General features: G+C 71.8%; 20 protein-coding genes. 4 read left to right on the top strand and 16 right to left on the bottom strand.

The features are described from left to right. Positions 1 to 472 precede the first annotated feature (472 nt). The 14 genes from ACFP1K_RS33885 to ACFP1K_RS33950 form a co-directional block, all read right to left on the bottom strand. A complete protein-coding gene (locus tag ACFP1K_RS33885) occupies positions 473 to 2,122 on the bottom strand; it encodes a GTP-binding protein (RefSeq protein WP_380761146.1) in 1,650 nt (549 codons plus the stop codon). Continuing rightward, positions 2,119 to 4,725 (bottom strand): GTPase, encoded by a 2,607-nt coding sequence (locus ACFP1K_RS33890; protein WP_380761148.1) that lies wholly within the window; start codon positions 4,723 to 4,725, stop codon positions 2,119 to 2,121. The genes ACFP1K_RS33885 and ACFP1K_RS33890 overlap by 4 nt, the downstream gene beginning before the upstream one ends. Next, a complete protein-coding gene (cobA, locus tag ACFP1K_RS33895) occupies positions 4,722 to 5,960 on the bottom strand; it encodes a uroporphyrinogen-III C-methyltransferase (RefSeq protein ID WP_380761150.1) in 1,239 nt (412 codons plus the stop codon). The genes ACFP1K_RS33890 and cobA overlap by 4 nt, the downstream gene beginning before the upstream one ends. Before the next feature lie 45 nt (positions 5,961 to 6,005). After that, a complete protein-coding gene (gene speB, locus ACFP1K_RS33900) occupies positions 6,006 to 7,046 on the bottom strand; it encodes an agmatinase (protein ID WP_380761152.1) in 1,041 nt (346 codons plus the stop codon). Positions 7,047 to 7,174: 128 nt separating this feature from the next. Continuing rightward, positions 7,175 to 8,266 carry a nicotinate-nucleotide--dimethylbenzimidazole phosphoribosyltransferase gene (cobT, locus tag ACFP1K_RS33905; protein WP_380761154.1) on the bottom strand — a complete coding sequence of 364 codons (1,092 nt, stop codon included), beginning with the start codon at positions 8,264 to 8,266 and terminating at the stop codon, positions 7,175 to 7,177. Between the two features lie 2 nt (positions 8,267 to 8,268). Next, positions 8,269 to 9,180, bottom strand: coding sequence for a sirohydrochlorin chelatase (locus ACFP1K_RS33910; protein WP_380761156.1), 912 nt, complete (start codon positions 9,178 to 9,180; stop codon positions 8,269 to 8,271). A 153-nt stretch (positions 9,181 to 9,333) separates the two neighbouring features. After that, positions 9,334 to 10,446 (bottom strand): GNAT family N-acetyltransferase, encoded by a 1,113-nt coding sequence (locus ACFP1K_RS33915; protein WP_380761158.1) that lies wholly within the window; start codon positions 10,444 to 10,446, stop codon positions 9,334 to 9,336. Between the two features lie 142 nt (positions 10,447 to 10,588). Then, positions 10,589 to 11,758, bottom strand: a complete 1,170-nt coding sequence (locus tag ACFP1K_RS33920) for an ABC transporter permease (protein ID WP_380761160.1) — start codon at positions 11,756 to 11,758, stop codon at positions 10,589 to 10,591. Further along, on the bottom strand, positions 11,755 to 12,651 hold the full coding sequence (locus ACFP1K_RS33925) for an ABC transporter ATP-binding protein (protein WP_380761162.1): 897 nt from the start codon (positions 12,649 to 12,651) through the stop codon (positions 11,755 to 11,757). Before ACFP1K_RS33925 ends, ACFP1K_RS33920 begins: the two co-directional genes overlap by 4 nt. Continuing rightward, a complete protein-coding gene (locus ACFP1K_RS33930; RefSeq protein WP_380761164.1) occupies positions 12,644 to 12,976 on the bottom strand; it encodes a winged helix-turn-helix domain-containing protein in 333 nt (110 codons plus the stop codon). Before ACFP1K_RS33930 ends, ACFP1K_RS33925 begins: the two co-directional genes overlap by 8 nt. Further along, on the bottom strand, positions 12,958 to 13,404 hold the full coding sequence (locus ACFP1K_RS33935) for a hypothetical protein (protein ID WP_380761166.1): 447 nt from the start codon (positions 13,402 to 13,404) through the stop codon (positions 12,958 to 12,960). The genes ACFP1K_RS33930 and ACFP1K_RS33935 overlap by 19 nt, the downstream gene beginning before the upstream one ends. A gap of 110 nt (positions 13,405 to 13,514) precedes the next feature. Then, positions 13,515 to 14,147, bottom strand: coding sequence for a LutC/YkgG family protein (locus tag ACFP1K_RS33940; RefSeq protein ID WP_380761168.1), 633 nt, complete (start codon positions 14,145 to 14,147; stop codon positions 13,515 to 13,517). Further along, on the bottom strand, positions 14,144 to 15,544 hold the full coding sequence (locus ACFP1K_RS33945; RefSeq protein WP_380761170.1) for a lactate utilization protein B: 1,401 nt from the start codon (positions 15,542 to 15,544) through the stop codon (positions 14,144 to 14,146). Before ACFP1K_RS33945 ends, ACFP1K_RS33940 begins: the two co-directional genes overlap by 4 nt. Continuing rightward, entirely contained in the window at positions 15,541 to 16,317 is a 777-nt protein-coding gene (locus ACFP1K_RS33950; RefSeq protein ID WP_380761172.1) for a (Fe-S)-binding protein, read from the bottom strand. The genes ACFP1K_RS33945 and ACFP1K_RS33950 overlap by 4 nt, the downstream gene beginning before the upstream one ends. Before the next feature lie 226 nt (positions 16,318 to 16,543). Here ACFP1K_RS33950 and ACFP1K_RS33955 point away from each other — a divergent pair, with 226 nt between their 5' ends. Further along, positions 16,544 to 17,563, top strand: a complete 1,020-nt coding sequence (locus ACFP1K_RS33955) for an LLM class F420-dependent oxidoreductase (RefSeq protein WP_380761174.1) — start codon at positions 16,544 to 16,546, stop codon at positions 17,561 to 17,563. A gap of 169 nt (positions 17,564 to 17,732) precedes the next feature. Then, the gene (locus ACFP1K_RS33960; RefSeq protein WP_380761176.1) at positions 17,733 to 18,665 is read left to right on the top strand and encodes a U32 family peptidase; all 933 of its coding nucleotides are present in this window, start codon (positions 17,733 to 17,735) and stop codon (positions 18,663 to 18,665) included. 274 nt (positions 18,666 to 18,939) lie between these two features. Here the strand turns inward: ACFP1K_RS33960 and ACFP1K_RS33965 are convergent, their stop codons facing one another. Further along, positions 18,940 to 19,410 (bottom strand): MarR family winged helix-turn-helix transcriptional regulator, encoded by a 471-nt coding sequence (locus ACFP1K_RS33965; protein WP_380761178.1) that lies wholly within the window; start codon positions 19,408 to 19,410, stop codon positions 18,940 to 18,942. Between the two features lie 130 nt (positions 19,411 to 19,540). On the opposite strand from ACFP1K_RS33965, the gene ACFP1K_RS33970 reads away from it, so the two are divergent. Beyond that, positions 19,541 to 19,912, top strand: coding sequence for a VOC family protein (locus ACFP1K_RS33970; protein WP_380761180.1), 372 nt, complete (start codon positions 19,541 to 19,543; stop codon positions 19,910 to 19,912). On the opposite strand, the gene ACFP1K_RS33975 is transcribed toward ACFP1K_RS33970, so the two are convergent. Continuing rightward, positions 19,885 to 21,489 (bottom strand): hypothetical protein, encoded by a 1,605-nt coding sequence (locus ACFP1K_RS33975; protein WP_380761182.1) that lies wholly within the window; start codon positions 21,487 to 21,489, stop codon positions 19,885 to 19,887. The two genes, ACFP1K_RS33970 and ACFP1K_RS33975, sit on opposite strands and share 28 nt — an antisense overlap. Positions 21,490 to 21,710: 221 nt before the next feature. Between ACFP1K_RS33975 and ACFP1K_RS33980 the strand changes: the two genes are divergently transcribed. Continuing rightward, positions 21,711 to 22,172 carry an ATP-binding protein gene (locus ACFP1K_RS33980; RefSeq protein ID WP_380761184.1) on the top strand — a complete coding sequence of 154 codons (462 nt, stop codon included), beginning with the start codon at positions 21,711 to 21,713 and terminating at the stop codon, positions 22,170 to 22,172. Positions 22,173 to 22,191 lie beyond the last annotated feature (19 nt).

Genomic DNA, 22,191 nt, shown 5'->3' on the forward strand with positions numbered 1-22,191 from the left:
ACCGCACCTACCCCCGCGTGGTCAAACGCACCCGCCACAACCAATACCACGCCAAACGCGACAACGACATCGGCACACGCCACACAAAACCACCAACTATCGCCCTCATCACCCAACACCACAACAAGATCAACTTAAGCTAAGTGACATTGGGGCTCGCCCCCACAGAAGACAGCCCTTGCGCCCTTTCGCGCGAAGCGCGCCTTCGCGAGGCCCATGACCTGGCGGGCACGCCTGTCCGCCGCCGTACGACGGCGCCGAATTCGCCGTACTACTTCTCGCCGACCCGGCGCCGGAATAAGGCGTCGCGGACCGGATGACGAGGGCCGGGCCGACGGGGGCCGAGGGCCGGGGCCGACGGGGGCCGAGGGCCGGGGCCGACGGGGGCCAGGGGCCGGGGCCGACGGGGGCCGGGGGCCAACGGGGCTGCCGGGGCGCCGGGGCTGACGAGCCGGGCAGGGGTGGTGGGGGGTTAGCGGTGGGCGGCGGTTAGGGCGGTGTGGAAGTTGTTGTAGTGGTGGAGGGATTGTTCCAAGGGGTGGATTACTTGGGATTGGGCTACGGCGGAGATTCGGCGGCGCATTTCGCGTTCTAGGGACTCTCGTTCTCTGGTGGCGCCTAGGACTACGAAGTTGCGGCTGGCTATGGCGGAGAGGAGGCCTAGGCCGAGGACGCTGGCGATCATCAAGGCTACCCAGGGGAGGGCGGAGACGTCGCTGAGGAGTTCGGGGGCGGGGCGGCGGGGGTTGAGGACGCCGTAGAAGAGGATGCTGCCGGCCCAGGCTAGGCCGGAGACGAACAGGAGGACCAGGAAGTACTGCCAGATCTTGAGGAGACGCCACCAGAGGGGGACGCGGTCCAGGCGGGGGGCGATCTCGGCCACCTCGTCGGAGATGACCTGGGGGAGGTGGCGCAGGTTGGTGCGGGCGGCGTCGCGGACGCCGTCACGCCAGGCGTCGGGCATGCCGGGGGTGAGGCCGTCGGCCAGGGCCTGGACGGCGTTCTCGACCTCGGCGGGCTGGGCGCTGATCGAGGTGGCGGTGACGGCCCTGATCTCGTCGCGGAAGTTGCCGAGGCGCAGGCTGTGCGCGGGGTCGGGGCGCAGGTGGGAGGCCCAGCGGGCGTACGGCCAGCCGACCCAGGCGAGGGACCGGGCGCCGTAGATGTTCTCCATGGCCTCGCCGACGGCGGGCACCCCGACGGCGTCGCACAGCGCGTCGGTGAGGCCCTCCTGGCGGGCGGCGTCGACGGTGGGCGGCACCGACATGGCCTCCGGGACGGGCATGACCTTGGTGAGCTTGTCCATCATGCGGTCGAGGTCGGCCTCCAGCCGCTGGACGGCGGCCCGCCGGCCCGCGACCGACTCGGCCAGCACGCTCTTGAGGCTGTTCACCCCGCGCCCGGTGGTCGCCGAGGTGGGCACGATGCGCGGCTGCGACACGCCCTCGCTCTTGAGGAGGTCCGACAGGTCGACGACGCACTCGGCGAGTTCCTCGGGCGCCAGCCGGTCGGCCTGGTTGAGGGCGAACACGGTGACCGCCTCGTGCCCGGCCAGCTCGCGCACGTACCGGGTGTGGGTGGCGGCGTCGGCGTACTTCTGCGGGTCGAGCACCCACACGACGAGGTCGGCCAGCTGGATCAGCCGGTCGGCCTCGTGGTCGGTGAGCGCCCGGATCGAGTCGTGGTCGGGCAGGTCGAGCAGGATCAGCCCGTGGAGCTGGCTCTCCCCCCGGTCCAGGGCGCTGGCCCGGGCGAACCGGTGCCGCCACTGGATCTGCAGCCAGTCGAGCAGCGGCCCCGCGCCGTCCAGGCCCCACACGCAGGCGTGGGTGCGGGCGGTGGTCGGCCGCCGGACCCCGGTCGGGGACAGCTCCAGGCCGGAGATCCGGTTGAACAGGGACGACTTGCCGCTGCCGGTGCCGCCGGCCAGCGCCACCACGGTGTGGTCCCCGGACAGCCTCAGACGGTCACCCGCTCGCAGCAGCAGGCGCCCGGCCTCGGCGAGCAGGACGGGATCGACCCGCCCAGGTCCGAGCTCGACGACCTTGGCCAGGGCCGTGAGCCGGTAGCCGAGATCGGTGCGCTTTTCCATCGTCCCGGCACGTGCGCCGCTGACAGTCATCGGGCGACCTCAAGGTTGTACGCTGCCTGGTAGAGCCGCTTGGCCGCGGCCTCGTCGGGGATTCCCGCCTCGTCGAGCACCTGCACGTACCGCATGGTCTCCTCGTCGAACAGCACGCTGACCCGCGCCCGCAGGTCGGTGCGTGCCCTGGTGCCGACGCTGCGCAGGGCCTCGGCGCCGAGCACGCCGCGCAGCAGTCGTTCGGGCAGGGTGGTGGTGCCGGAGTTCGCCGCCACGTCGGAGTTGCCGTAGCCGAGTAACCCGACCATGAACACCAGGGACAGCGCCTCCTCGTCGAACGCGACGACCTTGGCCACCGACCGCTTGGCGACGCCTCCGGAGCGGATCTGCGCGACGACGTGCTCCTGCCAGGCCCCGACCATGCGCCCGGCCCGCCGCACCAGCTCGTCGGACGGCCGCGCGAGGCCGGGTGTGGCGGCGAGGCGGTCGCCCGCGCCCTCACGCTGGCGCCATCGGTTGACGACCTCCTCGGCCGCCCGCTGGGCCGCGGTGACGATCACCGACTCCAGCCCGGCGCGCAGCGCGGACTTGAAGGCGCGCAGCCGGGCGGGCGCCTGCTGCCCGGCCTTGGACGCCAGGCGGCCGGGGCGGCGCAGGTGGATGGTCTTCATCAGGTCGCCGGAGCCCGCGAAGTCCTGCCAGCGGGCCAGCACCTCGCCGCGCAGCAACGAGCCGTCGCCGGTCGCCTCGTCGATCCAGGCGAGCGCGCCCATGTACGCGGCGTCCACGTCGGTGCGCAGCTGAGCGCGGAACGCGACCTGGGCCTCCAGGTGCCGGGCCAGCGCGGGCACGCGGGCGCGGAAGCTGTTCAGCACGCCGTCCAGGGTCGCGCGCACGGCCTGCTCGCGGCGCTGCTCGTCCACCGAGAGGTCCGTCAGCCACATGCGCAGGTCGGCGACGTCGGCGTCGGCCAGGCGGCCGGCGGTGACGGTCGACTCCTCGACGACGAAGCGCTCGACGTCGCCGAGGCCGTACTCCTGGAGCATGCGGGCGAAGTGTTTGTCGATGACGTCGCGGGACTTCTCCGGCACCCGGGACAACACGATGGCCAGCCGCGCGCCGCGTTCCTTGGCCAGGCGCAGCAGCTCCCAGGCGGGCGCGTCGGCGTACCGGCTGGCGGTGGTGACGAAGATCCACAGGTCGGCGGCGTCGAGCATGCGGCGGGCGGTCTCGTGATGGCGTTCCACGACCGAGTCGATGTCGGGGGTGTCCAGCAGCGCCACGCCGTTCGGGAGCCGTTCGCTGGCGGTGAGCACGATGGTGTCCAGGGTGCCGTCGCCGCCCGGCCGGTCGACCCGGACCAGGCCGCCGAGCACGTCGCCCTTGGCGAACCAGTCGCGGTCGTCGGGGTGGCAGACGAGCACGGGCGTGCCCGTGGTGGGGCGGCGCACCCCTGTGAGGCTGACCTTGGCGGCGGCGAGGGTGTTGACCAGTGTGGACTTGCCCGCGCCCGTGGAGCCGACCACGGCGATGAGGGCCGGAGCGGTGCTCATGTGCACGCGCGGGATGACGTAGTCCTCGAGCTGGGCGAGGATCTCGGTCTGCGCCTTGCGCGCCTCGGCCACGCCCGGCACGTCCAGCCCGAGCCTGAGCCCGGTGACGCTGTTCTTCAGCCCCGCGAGCGCGGCGGTGAGGGCACGCGAGACGGGCTTGGGCAACGGCACCTCGCGGACGCGCTCGGCGGGCTGGAACAACCCGCCGTCGTCACCCTCCGGCGCGGGTGCCTCCCCCTGGCCCTCCGGGGCGGGGGATCCGGCGTCACCCTCGGGGGCGGGCGATTCGTCCTCACCCTCAGGGGCGGGCGATCCGTCCGCACCCTGTGGGCCGGACGGTCCCGTCTCGTCGTGCGCACTGGACGATGCCATGCCGATGTTCAGCTCGGACGGTCCCGTCTCGTCGTTCGAGCCGGACGATGCCATGCCGATGTTCAGGTCGGACGATCCCGCTCCGCCGTCCGGGCCCGGTGATCCCGCCTCGCCGTCCGGGCCCGGTGATCCCGCCTCGCCGTCCGGGCCGGGCGATTCCGCCTTGCTATCAGGAGCGGACGATCCCGCGTCGCCCTTCGGCGTGGGGGATGCCGCCTCGCCCTCCGGCACGTGAGACTCCATGTCCGTCATGTCCGTCGCGTCGCCCGGGTACGCGGGCTCGTCCCCGGCGGCGGCCGGGCCGGGCTCGTCATCGGCGGGTACGGCCGTCGCGGCGCCGTCCGGCCCGTCCACGGGCGACGGCTCGGTGGATCCCGCCTCGGCCTCCGGTGCCGCGGGGTCGCCGGCGGGGGTGCCGCCCCGGCCGGTGGTGCCGTCCGGGGCGTCCGCTAGGCTCTCCGGGCCGGTCCGGGAGGGCTCGCTGGCGGGTGGGGCGGTGCCTGTGGTGCCGTCACCTTCCGCCACCGGTTGTGAGTCCGGCTCGGCTTCGGTGGTCGTGGCGGCATGCGCCTCGACGCCGGGCTCGGAGTCCGCGATCGCCTGGAACGTCATCGTCTGCTCCTCCGGCGTCTCGGGGACGACCCCCTCGACGGCCGCGTCATCGGGCCGTGCCGCGTGCTCGTCCACGCGCCCGGCCTTCTTCGCAGTCGATGTCACGGAACTCGCTCCGCTCGTACCATTTCGATCTCCTGGCCGACCCTGACGACGTCGCCGACGATGACGATCGCCGGGGGCCTCGTCCCAGCGGCGGTCACGCGCTCCGCCACCGTGGAAAGGGTGGCATAAAGAGCGCGCTGGGTCGGAAGAGTACCGTCCTGTACCACCATCACGGGGGTTTCCGGCGAACGTCCATCTCGTTGCAATGTGTCAGCGATCACAGCAATACGTTCAACAGCCATCAGAAGTACCAGGGTTCCCGGTGATCTCGCCAGTCCCACCCAGTCAACAGTTGATTTCGGGTCGTCCGGCGGCACGTGAACCGAGATGACGTGGAACTCCTGGCTCACCCCGCGATGGGTCACCGGCACCCCGGCGGCGGCGGGAACGGCCACGGCGCTGGTGACCCCGGGGACCACGGTGACGGGGATGCCGGCCCGGGCGCAGGCGAGCATCTCTTCCCCGCCCCGGCCGAAGACGAAGGGGTCGCCGCCCTTGAGCCGCACCACGAACTTGCCCTGCCTGGCGTGCTCGATCAGCAGCTCGTGGATGCGCTCCTGGGCGAGGTAGCGGCCGTAGGGGATCTTGGCGGCGTCGATGAGCTCGACGTCGGGGGCCAGCTCGTCCAGCAGGGCCCGGGGGGCGAGCCGGTCGGCCACCACCACGTCGGCCTGGGCGAGCAGCTGCCGCCCGCGGACGGTGATGAGACCGGGGTCGCCGGGGCCGCCGCCCACCAGCGCCACCCCGACCGGTTTGGCGCGGTTGCGCCGGGCGTCGACGGTGCCGTCCCGCAGCGCGTTGACGACGGCGTCCCTGATGCCCGCGGCGCGGCGCGGGTCGCCGCCCGCGGTGATGGCCACGCTGATCTCGCCGACCCTGCCGCTGGCCGGGGTCCACGCGGCGGAGGCGTCGCGGTCGTCGGCGCGCACGCACCAGATGCGCTTGGCCTCGGCCTCGGCGGCGATCGCCGTGTTGGCCGCGCGGTCGTCGGTGCAGGCCTGCACGAGCCACGAGCCGTCGCAGTCGCCGACCTCGTACCGCCGCCGGATCCAGGTGACACGGCCCGCGGCGATCAGGTCGTCCAGGGCGGGGGTCACGCTCGGGGACACCAGCACGACGGACGCGCCCGCGTCGAGCAGCGTGGGCACCCTGCGCTGCGCGACACGCCCTCCGCCCACGACGAGCGCACGCTTGCCGTTGAGGCGGAGACCTAGCAGATAGGGCGACGACGACATCAGGACGGTGTTCCCTTTCCCCGGTTGTGGCGATGCGAGGTAAACCTACAGGTCTCCGGTCGCGCCGGGCGCGGAAAGCCTCCCCTCCAGGAGCGGCAGGCGGGGATCCCACGGCTCTCCCCCGGCGGCGTCCGCCCGGCGGCGCGCCATGGCCGACAGCGCCTCCAGGATCACGCGGTTGCCGAGGAACGCCGTGATGTCCGCGTGGTCGTACGGCGGGGCCACCTCGACCACCTCCATGCCGACCACCGGCAGCTCGTAGCACAGGCGCCGGACGGCGTCGAGCAGCTCGCGGGCGCTCAGCCCGCCGGGCTCGGGGGTGCCGGTGCCGGGGGCGTGACCGGGGTCGCAGACGTCGATGTCGACGGACAGGAAGACGCCGTGGCACTCGTCGAGGGCCTGGGCGGACGCCTCGGTGAGGCACTCGCCGAGGCCCCGGGTCACGATCTCGGTCATCTCGTACGAGCGCATGTTCTGGCCGGCCATCCAGGTCAGGGTCTCCGGCCCGGGCCAGTAGCCGCGCAGGCCGACCTGGAGGAACCGGTCGCCCCGGATGGCGCCGGACTCGATGAGCCTGCGCATCGGCTGGCCATGGCCGTGCAGGTGGCCGAACTCGATGTCGCCGGTGTCGGCGTGCGCGTCGAAGTGGATCATGGAGACGCGGCCGAAGCCGTGGTGCCTGGCGACGCCGCGGGCGTCGGGCAGGGCGATGGTGTGGTCGCCACCGAGGACCAGGGGGACGGCGCCTGAGGCGGTGATGGTGTACACGGCCTCCTCGATGTCGGCGATCGACCTCTCGATGTCGCCGGAGTAGCACTCGACGTCCCCGGCGTCCACGACCTTCAGGTCGCGCAGGGCGTCCACCCGCAGGGCGAGGCTGGGGCGGGAGCCGTCGTGCGGCAGGTAGCACGCCTGGCGCAGGGCCATCGGGCCGAACCTGGCTCCTGGACGGTTGCTGGTGCCGCCGTCGAAGGGCGCGCCGAGGATGACGACGTCAGCGTCCGCGTACGTCTCCGGGTCTCCGAGGTCGCAGCGCGCCACACCCAGGAAGGTGATGTCGGGGCCGAACATCGGGCCGTAGCGCATCGCAGTCCAATCGTCCTTAACGGCGAAATGTCACTATATCGTCGTAGTCAGGTAAAGCTGGCTGCGCCGGACCGCCCGCCATCGCCGTGTCGCCCCGGCCGGACCGTCCGGGTGTCCCCGGCCCCGCGTCAGGTCGTCTGGGCGTCCTTCTCGGTCACGCCCGCCGAGTCGAAGGTGGCGACCTCGTGCATGACCCGTACGGCGGCGCCGACCAGCGGGTACGCCAGCAGCGCCCCGGTGCCCTCGCCGAGCCGCAGCTCCAGGTCGACCAGCGCGCGCAGGCCGAGATGTTCCAGCGCGATGGCGTGGCCGGGCTCGGCCGAACGGTGGCCGGCCACGCAGTAGTCGATGGCGGCGGGGGCGAGCGCGGCGGCGGCCAGGGCGGCCGACCCGGCGATCACGCCGTCCAGGATGACCGGAACCCGTGCCGCGGCGGCGCCCAGCACGAATCCCGCGAGGGCCGCGTGCTCCAGCCCGCCGACCGCCGCCAGCCTGCGCAGCGCCTCGGCGGCGGGCATGCCGTCCTCGGGGGCGGTGACGCCGTTCACCTCAAGGGCACGGCGGACGATCTCGATCTTGTGGCTGAGCATGGCGTCGTCCACGCCGGTGCCCCTGCCGGTGGCCGCGGCGGGGTCGCTGCCGGTGAACGCGCAGATCAGCGCGGCCGACGCGGTGGTGTTGGCGATGCCCATGTCGCCGGTGACCAGGCAGCGGGCGCCCGCGTCCACCAGCTCGCGGGCCACCAGGACGCCCGCCTCGACCGCGGCCAGGGCCTGCTCGGCGGTCATGGCCGGGCCGGCGGACATGTCGGCCGTGCCGGGGGCGACCTTGCGGATGACCAGCCCGGGGGCGGGGGCCAGCTCGGCGGCCACCCCGACGTCCACCACGGTGACCGTCGCGCCCGCGTGGGCGGCGAAGGCGTTGGCCACCGCGCCGCCCGCCAGGAAGTTCGCCACCATCTGCCCGGTGACCTCCTGCGGCCACGGGGTGACGCCCTGGGCGTGCACGCCGTGGTCGGCGGCGAAGATGGCCAGCGCGGCGGGGCTCGGCGACGGCGGGGGGCTCGTGCCCGCGATGCCCGCCAGCCGTACCGCGACGTCCTCCAGCACGCCGAGGGAACCGCGCGGCTTGGTCAGGCGGTCCTGGTGGGCGAGGGCCTGGGCCCGCGCCTCCTGGTCCGCCGGGCGGATCGCCGCCAGCGTGGTCTCCAGCACACCCATGGTCAGACCAGTCCTTCCGCCAGCGTGGCCTCCGCGCGGGAGAGCTGGTGCACCTCGGCCAGCAGCTCGGCCTCGTCCGGCGGCCCCCACCGGGCGGGCGCGGGCTCGGCGACGGCGAGCGTCTCCTCGTACCTCTCGATGATCAGGTCGGCGAGCCCCTCGCAGTCGCCGATCACCTCGGCGAACCGCACGTCCAGGTCGGTGTGCCCGGCCGCGTACGCCAGCGCCTCCGCCCAGATGCGCTCCAGCACGCCGCCGGCGAACAGGAGGTACGGCAGGACGACGACGCGCTTGGCGCCGAGGCGGCGGCACCGCTCGATGCCCTGGGCGACGCTCGGCGGGGCGTCCGACACGTACGCCGTCTCGACGGTCAGCAGGTCGGCGGCGTGGGTCTCCCAGAACAGCCGCGACACCCGGTGCACCTCGGCGTTCCCCGCGGTGTCGTCCGAGCCGTGGCCGACCAGTACCACCGCGGTCTCCGCCGGGGACACCGGCTCGCGGAGCCCCTCGTGGTGCTCCTCCCCCGCCGCGACGACGGCGAGGCGCGGCATCTCGGCGAGCGCGTCGGCGAGCCGCTCGGCCATCAGCGCGAGCACCCGGGGCGAGGCGGACAGGGGGCGGCCCTGGTCGCAGGTCAGCGTCGGGTGGGTCAGCTGGGCCCGCAGGACCGCGGCGGGGACGTCGCCGGTGTCGCAGAGCATGAGCGGGATCGTCACCAGCCGGTGGTGGCCGCGGGCCACCAGCGAGGCCACCGAATCGGCCAGCGACGGACGGCCGCGGGCGATGAAGCCGCCGGAGACGTCCGCCGCGATCCGGTCCAGCCGGCACCGCAGGCGATGAACGAATCTGCCGAACTCTGCCGCGCCGGTGTCGTCGTGGGCGCCGTGCCCGATGAGGAGAAGCGGCGGCTTCATGTGGATCTCCGATACGTTGACCTGCGGAAATGGTGGGTCGGGTCGCGAGGATATCTGAATCTGTCAGGTCATGGGCGAGCCTTTGCCCAGCATTTGCCCTGAAGAGTCCTCTGGCGTTTCCCCTGAATCCCGGCAGTCCCGGGGTTCACGGAATCACCAGGGGCTCTCGTCCTTGAGGAGGCTGAAGAGCACCGCGTCGGACAGCCCGTCGCCCACCGGGAGGGCCCGGCGCAGCACGCCCTCCTCGGTGAAACCGGCCTTCTTGGCCACCCCTTGGCTGGCGACGTTCCCGACGGCCGCGAGAAGGGTGACGCGGTGGAAGCCGCGCATCATGAGGTACGTGGTGACCGCGCGGGCCGCCTCGCGGGCGAAGCCCCGGCGGCGGGCCCACGGGGAGATCCAGTAGCCGATCTCGACGTCGCCGCGCTCCCAGTCGGCGCGCTGCACGCCGACCGACCCCACCAGACGGCCGCCGCTCTTCGGCTCGATGGCGAACTGCACGCCGTTCACCGAGTCGGCGTGCGCGTAGCGGGTGCACCAGTCGTAGGCGCGCTGCAGGTCGTAGCCTTCGGCCCAGGGCATCCAGCGGCGGATCTCGCTGTCGTGCTCGACGGCGGCCAGCACGTCCTCCGCGTCGGTGCCGGTGAAGGGGCGCAGGATGAGGCGCTCGCTCTCCATGCGGACGCCGGTGCCGAAGCCGCGGCCGTTCATCGTGGGCGGGCCCATGGACAGGTCGCGGGCGAGCAGGCCGAAGATGACCAGGTCGTGCGGGCCGTCGTCCTCGTAGCCGGCGCCGCGCAGCACGCCCTCGCGGGTGAAGCCGGTCTTCTCCGCGACCCGCAGCGACGAGGAGTTGTCCAGGTTGGCGCGCAGCTCCACCCGGCGCAGGCCGCCCTTCGTGAGCGCCCAGTCGGTCAGGCCGGCGACGGCCTCGGGGGCGAAGCCGCGGCCGCGGTAGGCGGGGTGCACGCCGTAGCCGACCTCGGTGGTGCCGGTGCCCCAGATGGTGCGGAACAGGCTGATCGCGCCGATGATCACGTCGTCGGAGAGGATCGCCAGGTGGACGCCCTGACCGGAGCGCCACAGCTCGTGGACGCCGAACGCCAGCCACTGGGGGACGCCCGCGACGTGGCCCGGGGCGCCCGGCGGGAGGAAGGGAACCCCCGACTCGACGATGGAACGTACCCGGTCGGTGTCCTGGGGGCCGAAGGGCCGAAGGACGAGTCGCCGAGTGGTGATCGTCAAGTGCTGGTCGAATCCGGTCAAAGCAAACCCCCCTGTGCGGACATATCAGCTCACCGCACTTGGGGGGTCGTCCGCAACTCGGGGTGTCCCCTGGGGGAGTCGTGACCGGTCGGCGAATATACGGCCATGGCGGGCCCCCGGCGCCGGGGACCCGCCGCGACGGTCAGGCGGCGGTGCCGAACAGCTCCCGCAGCCGCACCCGGGCTCCGGTGCGCAGCACCGCGCGCTGGTAGATCTTGCCGCCCAGCGCCAGCACGCCGGCGGCGGCCACGAGCATCAGGCCCATGGCGAGGGCGGTCTCCCACAGCGGCACGCTCATCACGGCCGTCCGGACCGGCATGACCATGCCCGAGAACGGCGGCACGATCGACAACACGCGGGTCAGCGGGGCCTCCGGCGTGCGGGCGGCGAAGAACCCGATGAGGTAGCTCGCCATCAGCAGCATCGTGGCCGGGGTGAGCACCCCGCTGAGCTCCTCCTGCCGCGACACCGTGGCCGCGATGGCCGCGAACATCGCCGCGTAGAAGACGTAGCCGAGCACGAACCACAGGACCGCGCTCGCCACCACGCCGTAGGTGCCGTCCGGCAGGTCGGGCACCGCGCCGGTGATCTGCGCGGCGCCGAGGCCGACCACCGCGATGACCAGGAGCTGGGCCAGGCCGAGCACCCCGAGGCCGATCGTCTTGCCGCCGAGCAGCTGCCACGGGCGTACCGCGGTGAGCAGGATCTCGACGATGCGGCTGCCCTTCTCCTCGACCACGCCCATCGCGACCCAGGTGCAGATCTGCATCAGCAGCATGAAGAGGATGACGACCATGGTCATGGCCAGGACCAGCCGGACGCCGGCCTCCTCGCCGGTGCCGTTCAGCATCACCGGGGTGAGCGGGGTGACCTGCTGGGCCTGCTGGACCTTGGCCGGGTCCAGCCCGGCGCCGGCAAGGTTGGCCTCGGTGGTGACCATGCGGTGCGCGGTGTCCAGCATCACCGACAGGTCGCCGTCCACCATGCCCTTGGAGATGACCTTGTCGCCGGTGACGGCGGCCTCGACCTTGCCCGAATCGACGCCCTTGCGGGCGGCGGCCTCGTCGGGGTAGCGCTCGAACCGCATGGTCGTGTCGTCGTGCTGCGCCACCTGCGCCGACAGCGCGGCCGCCATCTGCTCGGCGCGCGGGCCCGACAGGCCGACGACGTACTCGGACGGGCCGCCGAGCAGCTTGGGCAGCGAGGCGAGCACGCCCACCAGCACAGCGGTGACCAGCAGGCCGTAGCGGAAGCCCTTGGTGCGGCCCCGGACGCCGATCTCGCGCCGGGCCACCAGCAGGACGATGTTCACGCGACCACCTCACGGAAGATCTCGGCCAGGGACGGCTCCTGCCATCCGAAGTGCTCCACCCGGCCGGCCTGCGCGGCCACGCGCAGCGCCTCCTGGTCGTCGGCAGGGGTGAGGACGACCTCGTCGCGGCCCGTGCCGTCCGGCCGGTCGTTCTTGGTGACGATCGTGCCGGGGAGGCGGTCCGTCCAGCCGGGCTCGGCGCCGCTCACCACGATGCGCAGGCGCTTGCGCGACTCCCGTGCGCGCAAGTCCGCGACGGTGCCGCCGGCGATCATCGTGCCGGCCTTGATGATGCCCACCGAGTCGCACAGCCGTTCCACCAGGTCGAGCTGGTGGCTGGAGAACACGACCGGCACGCCCTTGGCGGTGCGCTCGGCGAGAACCCCGGCCAGCGCGTCCACGGCGATGGGGTCCAGGCCGGAGAACGGCTCGTCCAGGACCAGCAGCTCGGGCTCGTGGATCAGGGCCACCGCGAGCTGGACGCGCTGCTGGTTGCCCAGCGAGAGGCTGTCCACGTCGTCGTCGCGGCGCTCGGTGAGGCCGAGGCGCTCGATCAGCGTGTCCGCCGAGCCACGGGCGGTGGCGGGGCTCATGCCGCCGAGCTGCCCGAAGTACACGATCTGCTCGGCGACCCGCATCTTTGCGTACAGGCCGCGTTCCTCGGGCATGTAGCCGAACCGGCGGCGGGTCTCGAAGCCCACCGGCTTGCCGCGCCACTCGACCTCGCCGCCGTCGCCGGACAGCACGCCCATGATGATGCGCATCGTGGTGGTCTTGCCCGCGCCGTTGGCGCCCACGAAACCGAACATCTGGCCTTCCTGGACGGACAGGCTGACGTCGTCCAGGGCGATCTTGTCGCCGTATCTCTTCTTGAGTCGGCGTACCTCAAGCATGGGGGGATCCCTTCGTGATCGTCTCCAGGATGGAGACGTATTCCTGGAAGGCCGTTCGGCCCTCGGAGGTCAGAGACAGCCAGGTGCCGGCCTTCTTGCTGATGAAGGCCTTCTCGACCGTCACGTAGCCGGCCTCTTCGAGAGTGAGCATGTGTTTGGACAGGAGGGAGTCGCTGACCTCGATGGTGTCGCGCAGGAAGCGGAACTCGACGCGGTCGGCGGCGGCCAGCGCCGCCATGATCGACAGCCGTACCGGGGTGTGGATGATCGGGTCGAGCCCGTGCCGGGGATGGGCCCCCTGGCTGGTCAACGGTCTGCTGCCCATGGCCGCATCCGCCAGCCCCCGTACAGCATGGGCAACGCCGCGAGAGCCGACAGCACCACCGCGACCGCCACCCACCACCCCGTGGGGTCGTCCGGCAGTAGAAAAATGCCCGCCAGCGCCGTCCCCACCATGCTGACGACCCACCCGACGCTCACCTTGTTGATGAAGTCCCTGTCCACCCCGTACCCGTGCACGCCCTGCCGGTAGATGAAGAAGAACGACCCGGCCGTCAGCAGCACCCAGAAGATCGCGGCCCCCCGTTGCACCGGCGGCGGCCCGAAGAACATCGCCATCCAGTACCCGACCGCCGAGACCCCCCAGAACAGGTACAGCCCTCCCACCCACCGTCCGGACCGCCGCACCCTCTCCCGGACACGAGCGATCTCTTCAAGCGCCTGCACCGCACTGAGATCCTCACCCGAGCTCATCCGCTGTCCCCTCAGTCAAGTACTCAAAACCGTATCAAGCACTCAACTCCCATTCAAGTGGTTTCCATCCCCTCAAACCCCAGGGAGGTGGGGGTGGGAGTGGGGTGTGCCTAGGGTGAAGGCGATGGTGGGCGGTGGGTGGCGATGATGACTTCCAGGGTCCGGGGGCCGTGGACGCCCTCGACGCGGTTGAGTTCGATGTCGCTGGTGGCGGATGGGCCGCTGACCCAGGTGAGGGGGCGGCGGGGGTCCAGCTCGGCGACGGCCTCGGTGATGGTGGGGACCACCTGGGCCTCGGTCACCACGCACAGGTGGTAGTCGGGCAGGAGGGTCAGGGCACGGCGGCCCTGGCCGGGGCCGCCGTCCAGGACGATCGTCCCGGTCTCGGCGACGGCGACGGCGCACCCGCTGACGACGCCGTCGACCGCGTCCAGCTCGGCCGGCCGCAACGGCGGCTCGTCCCGGACGAGCTCCAGGTCAGGCACCCACTCGGCGGGCAGACCGCCGGGAACGACCACGCGCCGCGCCCCCCGGGCCCCGAGAACCTTGGCCACCGTCGCGGGCACGTCGGCCTCCGGCACGACATGCACGATCGCCCGGTAGTCCCGCACCCGCTCCGCGAACAAGTCCAGCAGATCCCCCGAAGGCCCGGCCCACCGCCGCCCCCGGGACACCTCCACAGGCGCCGCGCCGGCCACCGCCGCCCGGATGGCGGAAAGAATGCGTTCCCGAGAAGAACTCATCGCCCCTCACGCTCCCACCAGTCCCGGAACGACTCGGAAGGCACGGCGGGCACGTCCCGCGTCTGCGTCCACGCCGCCCCCGGCCCCGGCAGCCACCGCTGAGGCACCAGTTTCCGCAGCCGGGACGCCAGCCGCTGCACCGCCCGCAACCGCCCCGACCGCTCCAGCACCCAGCCGGCCACCCGCAACCCGGCCCGCTCGGCCACCGGATGCGGGGCCTTGGCCCGCAGATGCACGAGCACTTCCGGAATGTCGATCGCCACCGGGCAGACGTCATAACACGCCCCGCACAAACTGGACGCGTACGGCAACGAGGCATCCAGCTCCGACGCCATCCCCCGCAGCTGCGGCGTGAGAATCGCCCCGATGGGCCCCGGGTACACCGACCCGTACGCGTGCCCTCCGGTCCGCTCATACACCGGGCACACGTTCAGGCAGGCCGAGCACCGGATGCACCGCAGCGCCTGCCGCCCCACCTCGTCGGCGAGCACCCGCGTCCGCCCGTTGTCCAGCAGGACCAGATGGAACTCCTGGCCCTCGGTGGCCCCCGTCCAGGTGGACGTGTACGGATTCATCCGCTCCCCGGTGGACGACCGGGGCAGCAACCGCAGGAACACGTCCAGATCAGCCCACGCAGGCAGCACCTTCTCGATCCCCACCACGCTGATCAGCGTCTCGGGCAGCGTCAGGCACATCCGCCCGTTGCCCTCCGACTCCAGCACCACCAGCGTGCCGGTCTCCGCGATCACGAAGTTGGCCCCCGAGATCCCCACCTTGGTGGACAGGAACCGCTCCCGCAGGTGCAGCCGCGCCGCCTCGGCCAGCGTCGCGGGCTCGTCGGTCAGCCCTGGCGGCGCCGGACGCCCCCACTCCCCCATGTGCTCGTCGAAGATCTCCCGGATCTCCGACCGGTTCCGGTGGATCGCCGGCACCAGGATGTGCGACGGCAGATCGTCCCCGAGCTGGACGATCAGCTCGGCCAGGTCGGTCTCGTACGCGGTGATCCCCGCCTCCGCGAGGGCCTCGTTCAGCCCGATCTCCTGCGTGGCCATGGACTTGACCTTGACCACCTCGCGGTGCCCGGTCTCCCGCACCAGCTTGGTCACGATGGCGTTGGCCTCCGCGGCGTCCGCCGCCCAGTGGACGTGCCCGCCCGCCGCGGTGACCGCCTCCTCCACCTGCAGCAGGTACCGGTCCAGGTTGCGCAGCACGTCGTCCTTGACGGCCTTCCCGGCGGCCCGCAGCTCGGCCCAGTCCGGCACCTCGTCCACGACGGCCGCCCGCCGCCCCCGGATGGTGTGCGTGGCCTTGCGCAGGTTGAACCGCAGCTGTGAGTCCTGCACGGCCTGCTCGGCGTTCCGCGGGAACGCCGGCATCCCGACGAACGTCCTGCTCATCGCCCCGCCTCCGTGCTCGCCAGGATCTCCGCCAGGTGCATGACCCGCACCCCGGCCCGCTGCCGCCGGAGCGCCCCGCCGAGATGCATCAGGCAGGAGTTGTCGGCCGCGCACAGCACCTCGGCGCCGGTCGCCTCCACGTTCCCGATCTTGTCGGCGCACATCGCCGCCGACACCGCCGCGTTCTTCACCGCGAAGGTCCCGCCGAACCCGCAGCACTCCTCCGCCCCCGGCAGCGGCACCAGCTCCAGCCCGCGCACCGCCTCCAGCAGCCGCGTCGGCTTGTCCCCCACCCGCAGCCCGCGCAGCGAGTGGCAGGTGGGGTGATAGGTCACCCGGTGCGGGAAGTACGCCCCGACGTCGGTGACCCCGAGCACGTCCACCAGGAACTCCGACAGGTCGTACACCTTGGGCGTCACCTCGGCCACCGCCTCGGCGAACCGCGTCCGCCCGCCGTGCGCCCTGGTGAACGCCCCGGCCCGCGTCGCGCCCATGCCGGCCACCAGCTTGGGGTACTGCTCGCGCACCATCGAGGCGCACGATCCGGACGGGACCACCACGGCGTCGTAGCCGCGGAACGTCTCAAGGAAGCCCTTGGCGAGCCGTATCCCCTCGTCGCGGTATCCGGTGTTGACGTGCATCTGGCCGCAGCAGGTCTGCTCCGGGGGGAACTCCACGTCACAACCGAGGCGCCGCAGCAGTGTCACGACCGCTTTGCCGGTGTGCGGGAACAGGGTGTCGTTGACGCATGTGATGAACAGGGCGACCCGCATCGCAGCCCTTTCCTGGGTCCGCGCCGGGCCGCCACCGCGGACCACACAGGCTCCGCGCCGCACGGCCTCGGAGCCCGCAGCGCGGTGCCGGAACGGCGCGGGATGGAACACCGTACGATCCCGACCCTACTCCATGATCTTCGTCCCGCCCGAGGGCGCCCCCCTCGACCCCTTCAGGTAGAACGTGTTCTAATTACCCTCTGCGCACCCCCACCGGAGAGCGGACATGAGCGACGACCTCAAACTCGGCCTCAACCTCGGCTACTGGCAGCGCCAGGCTCACGACGCCACCGACCTGGTCCAGGCGGCCGAGCGACTCGGCTACGACTCGGTGTGGACCGCCGAGGCGTACGGCTCCGACGTCTTCACCCCCCTGGCCTGGTACGGCGCCCGCACGAGCCGCATCAAGCTGGGCACCAGCGTCGCCCAGATCTCCGCGCGCTCCCCCGTCACCACCGCCATGACCGCCATGACCCTCGACCACCTCACCGGCGGGCGACTGCTGCTCGGCATCGGCGCCTCCGGCCCCCAGGTCGTCGAAGGGTGGTACGGCCAGCCGTTCCCCCGCCCGCTGGCCCGCACCCGCGAGTACGTCGACATCCTGCGCAAGGTCTGGCGCCGGGAAGAACCTGTTACCAGCGACGGCCCGCACTACCCGCTGCCGTACCCCGGCGGCACCGGCCTGGGCAAGCCCCTGAAGCTCATCACCCACCCCCTGCGCCCCGAGATCCCCCTCTACCTCGGCGCCGAGGGCCCCAAGAACGTCGCGCTGGCCGCCGAGATCACCGACGGCTGGCTGCCCCTCTTCACCCTCCCCGACAAGATCGGGTCCATGTACGGCGACTCGTTGGCCGACGCCCCGCCGGACTTCGACATCGCCGCCATGGTCCTCTTCATGGTCACCGACGACCTGCAGTCCGCCCTGAACGTCGTGAAACTCATGCTCACCCTCTACATAGGCGGCATGGGCGCCAAGTCCCGCAACTTCCACGCCGACATCATCGCCAGGATGGGCTACGCCGACGCCGCCGAGAAAATCCAGGAGCTCTACCTGTCCGGCCGCAAGGACGAGGCCTTCCACGCCATCCCCGACGAACTGGCCGACGGCATCAGCCTCCTCGGACCCCCCGCCCGCATCCGCGACCGCCTCCAGCTCTGGCGGGACTCCCCCGTGACGACCCTGCTGGCCATGGGCCCTCAGGACGAGCCCACCCTCCGCACCGTCCGCGACCTGGTCCTCGGCTGAGCCGCGGCACACCCGGGCCGCCGCACCGGGGACGACCGCGCGGGGTGTAGCCTCGTCCAGCCCTGGGCCGTCACGAACCGCGCCGCCACAGCGGACGACGTTCGCGCCGGGCCGTCGAGCCCGAGCCGCCCATGGTGTGATGCCGAGCGCGCGGAGGCCGGGAATGTCGATGTCAACCACCCATGAGCTACTCGTCCGGCTGGGCCTGCCCGCCGAGGACGGCCCCACGCCGCCGTCTCCCGGCCGATTCCCCGACGGCGCCCAGTACCGCGTGGAGATCCCCAGCGTGGAGGGACCCGCCAGCCTCGCCGCCGTCCTCCGCGAGGCGGAGCGACTGGACGTCCCCGTCACCCGGGTCTCACAGGGCAGCGGCGTGGGCCTGCTCACCGACGGCGAGATCGGCGAAATGGTCGGCATGGCCGCCGCCGCCGGCGTGGAGCTGTCCCTGTTCGCCCGCCCCTGCGCCGGCTGGGACACCTCCGCGATGAGCCGCGCCCCCGCCGGCGGCGGCCTGGCCCCCGCGGTACGCGGCCAGGACCAGCTGGTCGCCGTGGTGGACGAGATCCGCCGCGCGGCCGACCTCGGCGTCCGCAGCGTCCTGATCGCCGACCTGGGCGTACTCGCCGTCTTCGGCCAACTGCGCGACAGCGGCGAACTCCCCCCGGAAATGCAGGCCAAGGTCTCGGTGATGCTCCCCATCGCCAACGCCGCCACCGCCAAGGTGATCGCCGACCTGGGCGCGAACACCCTCAACCTGCCCACCGACCTGACCCTCCCCCAGATCGCGTCCATCCGCACCACGGTCACCCAGCCCCTGGACATCTACATCGAATCCCCAGACAACCTCGGCGGTTTCGTCCGCCACTACGAACTCCCCCGCCTGGTGGAACTCGCAGCCCCCGTCTACACCAAGTTCGGCCTGCGCAACGCCCCAGACATCTACCCCTCCGGCACCCACCTGGAAGCCACCGCGGTAGCCCTGTCGATCGAACGCGTCCGCCGAGCCAGACTGGGCCTGGACCTCCTGACCCGAGCCGGTTCAAAGGCAGTCTTCTCCACCCCCGGCGCCACCGGCCTGGCCCTACCGGTCACCGGCGGCTGACCGTCATGGCGACCATGGATCCCAACTCGCCCCTGGACCGGCTGAGGTCCCGCGCGACGGCATCGGGCTTTCTCGCCGCCCGCCCATCAGATGATGCGCTACCAGAGGCTATGCCCCCTCCGGAGCAGCCTGTGGACATGGACCAGATCGCCCGCCTCACGACGGGCTGGGGCCCACAGCTCGACGACATCATCGCGGAAGACCGAGAGCGCTCGTAATCGTCCACGCCGACTCCTCGGTCCTCAGGCGCGCATACCTGGCCGAACGAGGCGGGTCACACGCTGAGGTCGTCGGCCAGGCGGTTGAGGTAGGTGGCGAACTGGTGGCGGTCTTGGGGGGGCCAGGTGGCGGTTAGGGCGGTGAAGGTTTGGTTTTGCCATTGGTGGGAGGCGTGGAGTAGGGAATGGCCGGGGTCGGTGAGGTGGAGGGAGGCGCGGCGGCGGTCTTGGGGGGAGGGGAGGCGGGTCAGGTAGCCGGCTTCTACGGCGTCTCGGATTATGCGGCTGGCGCCGGAGTGGTCGAGGCCTAGGTGGTGGGCGACGGTGCCTACGGTGATCTCGGTGGAGTGCTTGGCGGCGGTGTGGACGGCCTCTACGGCCAGGATGTGCTGGACGTGGCGGGGTTCGCCGGTCAGTTCCTGGGAGGCGGTGTTGATCCAGCGGCGTGACCAGAAGCGGACCAGGCGGAACAGAGCCGGGCCGCCGTTTGTGGGGTCTTGCTGCTGGTCTGCTTGATCGTTGCTCACCTGGCCACATTAGCCGTTGATAGGTGCGAATCGCATGGAAATATGTGCGATCTGCATGTATATTGCGTGCGTATCGCATGTATTGGAGTGCTGGTGGTCTTTGGCCAGCCTTGTTCGAGGAGACGTCTGCATGCCGGTCGTTCTGAACCACATGATCGTGCCTGCCGCCGACAAGGGCGTCGCGGCGGCGTTCTTCGCGGGGCTTCTGGGGGTGCCGGTCTCCGCCGAGGCAGGGCCGTTCGCGCCGGTGCGGGTCAATGACGAGCTCACGCTCGACTTCGACGAGCGGCGGCGGGCCGAGCCGGGGCATTACGCCTTTCTTGTCGATGACGGGACGTTTGACGCGTTGATGGAGCGGCTTGGGCGGGATCCGGCGATCGAGTACGGGGCGGGGCCGGAGGAGGGGTGGAATCGGGGGATCAACCGGCTCGGTGGTGGGCGGGGGGTCTATGTCCGGGACCCCAACGGGCACAGCTACGAATTCTTCACCGTCGTGCCTTGAGGTCCGGCCTCGCCGCTGGTGATGCCCAGAGTGCGTAGTTCCTCGTCCAGGGCGCGGACGTGTTTGTTGGTCGCCCAGGGCTGGAGGCGGGTGCGGGTGCGGCGGACGGAGTCGGCCAGGCGAGCGGAGCTGTGGACGGGGGTCAGGCGGGCGGCTTCGCGGATTCTGGTGATGGCGTGCGGGAGGTCTCGTTGGCGGATAAGAGCCTCGGCGCAGTAGAGCATGGCCTGGCCACGGACGAGTTTGGGGGTGGTGGAGGAGGCCAGGGTTCGTTCGGCCGAGGTGATCGCCTCGTCCAGGCGGGTCAGGGTCAGCAGGCAGTCGGCGGCGTGGTTCTGCATCCAGCCTGGGGTGCACCAGTACAGGTAGGCGGGGTCGGCTTCCGTCCGGCGTAGGCCCACCAGGTCTATCGACTGGTCCAGTGCGTGCGCGCTGTCCCGTGCGCGGCCGTCGTGGGCCATCACCCGGGCGCGGTCCATGGCGTGGACGGAACGCACCAGGTGGCTCGGGCTTCGGCGAAGCCAGCCTTCGGCCGCGAAGACGTGGTCCAGGGCTCGGCCCACCTCGCCCCGGTCGATGGCCATCCAGCTCAGGCAGGTGTGCAGGTAGACGATCAGTGTCGCGTCGGCGATCTGGTGGGCGGCGGCGAGCGCCTCCTCGTAACGCAGGCGGGCTCCGGTGTGGTCCATCAGGTCGTAGTGCAGGTAGCCGGCGAGCTGGCTGAGCTGGGCGTAGGAGCTGATGAGGCGTTCGCGTAGGCCGGGGAGGAGGGTCTCTCGGTGGAGGAGGCCGGTGATCAGGGTGCGCTGGCCGTCGACTATGGGGAGGACGGTGGCGGGGCCGAAGTCGTCGTCCAGGCGGCGGCAGCGGGCGGTGAGTTTTTCGATGACCTCCACGGTGGCGGCGTCCACTCGGGTGGAGGGGCGGACGGCGGTGAGGAGGCGGTCCTTCTCGGGTGGGGACAGGTGGCGGAGGAGGACCAGGGCGGGGGTGCCGCCCAGGGCCAGGGCCAGCTCGAACAGCAGGTCGCGGCGCTTCACATCGGCCTCCTCGGCTCCGAGGGCGCGAAGCAGCGCGGCGCAGTCCTGAGGGGCGGGGACGGGGGGTGTGCCGTGTGCCGCTTCCGTACTCATGGTGACACGGCGGGCCGGCCGGGGTGAGACGGGAGCGGGCAGGCGGGAAACGCGGTGGTCCGTGCGGTCGATGAGGTCGCGGTCGCGGGTGGTGTAGGTGGCGTAGGTCTCGTCGGTGACCAGGTTGCGGGCGGCGGTGCGGTAGACCTGGGCGAACAGGGCCAGGGTGCGGGCGGTGGGGCGCTGGCCTCGTTGCGGCCAGTGCTCGAAGTCGTAGAGGCGGGACTCGCGCAGGGCCGCGGTGCCCGCCGGGTCGAGGTCGTTGTACATGGCGGCGGCCTCGGCGGCGGTGCGGCCGTAGGCGTAGCGGTAGAGGCGCAGAGGGCTCACGTCGTGGCAGACGCCGAACAGGTCGGCGATCTGGTCGTAGGTGTAGCCCTTGGCGCGGAGCGTCTCGCTGCGCCGTCTGCATTCGAGCAGGATGTGGATTCCTTCGCCGGACAAACGGCACCGCCTTTCCCTTGGACCGAACTTTACTCCTAGTAGTCGTTCGGTTACGCCGGTCCGCAGGAACCGTGATATCCGGTCAGGGCGTTCCGCGGTGATGATCGTCTTGCTGGGGAGCGTCGGTGCAGGTCAGCCGTCCTTGGTGCCCGAGCGGTCCTGGTGGTGGACGGCGGGCTCGGCGGGGTGGGCCGGGCGGGTCAGAGTTCTGGCTTGTGCAGATGTCTTCTGACTCCCGTGCAGGGGAGCGGCTGGGGCCGGAGGTCCTGATCTGGCGGCGGGTCTTCCCCGGGGGCCTGGATCAGGCGCCTGCCGCGCGGAGGTTCGTCCGGTTCCTGCTCGGTGACACGCCGTTCGCCGAGGACGCCGAGCTGATCGTGGGTGAGCTGGCGGGCAACGCACTGCGGCACACGCGGAGCGGCTCGGCCGGTGGCCACTTCACCGTGGAGGTCACGCTCACCCCGGCACCCTGCCGCATGCCTACGCGGGCCGCCGGTGTCCTGCTGACCGTGTTCGACCTCGGCGGCGGCGGGAGCCCTTGCTTCGGCGGGCCCGGGGCTCCGTACGAGGAGAACGGCCGCGGCCTGTCGATCGTGCACGCCCTCGCCACCCGCGCCGGCCATCAGGGCACTCCCGCCACCGGCCACCGCGTGTGGGCCTACCTCTCCGCCTCGGGCGGCTGACCTTCGCATCCCATTCGCC

The sequence above is a fragment of the Sphaerisporangium aureirubrum genome (assembly GCF_042658925.1).
GTDB classification, from domain to species: Bacteria; Actinomycetota; Actinomycetes; order Streptosporangiales; family Streptosporangiaceae; genus Sphaerisporangium; species Sphaerisporangium aureirubrum.

Coding starts and splice junctions, on each gene's coding strand:
- ACFP1K_RS33885 (WP_380761146.1), bottom strand. CDS start 2,122: ATGACTGTCAGCGGCGCACGTGCCGGGACGATGGAAAAGCGCACCGAT.
- cobA (WP_380761150.1), bottom strand. CDS start 5,960: ATGTCGTCGTCGCCCTATCTGCTAGGTCTCCGCCTCAACGGCAAGCGT.
- speB (WP_380761152.1), bottom strand. CDS start 7,046: ATGCGCTACGGCCCGATGTTCGGCCCCGACATCACCTTCCTGGGTGTG.
- cobT (WP_380761154.1), bottom strand. CDS start 8,266: ATGGGTGTGCTGGAGACCACGCTGGCGGCGATCCGCCCGGCGGACCAG.
- ACFP1K_RS33910 (WP_380761156.1), bottom strand. CDS start 9,180: ATGAAGCCGCCGCTTCTCCTCATCGGGCACGGCGCCCACGACGACACC.
- ACFP1K_RS33925 (WP_380761162.1), bottom strand. CDS start 12,651: ATGCTTGAGGTACGCCGACTCAAGAAGAGATACGGCGACAAGATCGCC.
- ACFP1K_RS33930 (WP_380761164.1), bottom strand. CDS start 12,976: ATGGGCAGCAGACCGTTGACCAGCCAGGGGGCCCATCCCCGGCACGGG.
- ACFP1K_RS33935 (WP_380761166.1), bottom strand. CDS start 13,404: ATGAGCTCGGGTGAGGATCTCAGTGCGGTGCAGGCGCTTGAAGAGATC.
- ACFP1K_RS33940 (WP_380761168.1), bottom strand. CDS start 14,147: ATGAGTTCTTCTCGGGAACGCATTCTTTCCGCCATCCGGGCGGCGGTG.
- ACFP1K_RS33945 (WP_380761170.1), bottom strand. CDS start 15,544: ATGAGCAGGACGTTCGTCGGGATGCCGGCGTTCCCGCGGAACGCCGAG.
- ACFP1K_RS33950 (WP_380761172.1), bottom strand. CDS start 16,317: ATGCGGGTCGCCCTGTTCATCACATGCGTCAACGACACCCTGTTCCCG.
- ACFP1K_RS33955 (WP_380761174.1), top strand. CDS start 16,544: ATGAGCGACGACCTCAAACTCGGCCTCAACCTCGGCTACTGGCAGCGC.
- ACFP1K_RS33960 (WP_380761176.1), top strand. CDS start 17,733: ATGTCAACCACCCATGAGCTACTCGTCCGGCTGGGCCTGCCCGCCGAG.
- ACFP1K_RS33970 (WP_380761180.1), top strand. CDS start 19,541: ATGCCGGTCGTTCTGAACCACATGATCGTGCCTGCCGCCGACAAGGGC.
- ACFP1K_RS33980 (WP_380761184.1), top strand. CDS start 21,711: ATGTCTTCTGACTCCCGTGCAGGGGAGCGGCTGGGGCCGGAGGTCCTG.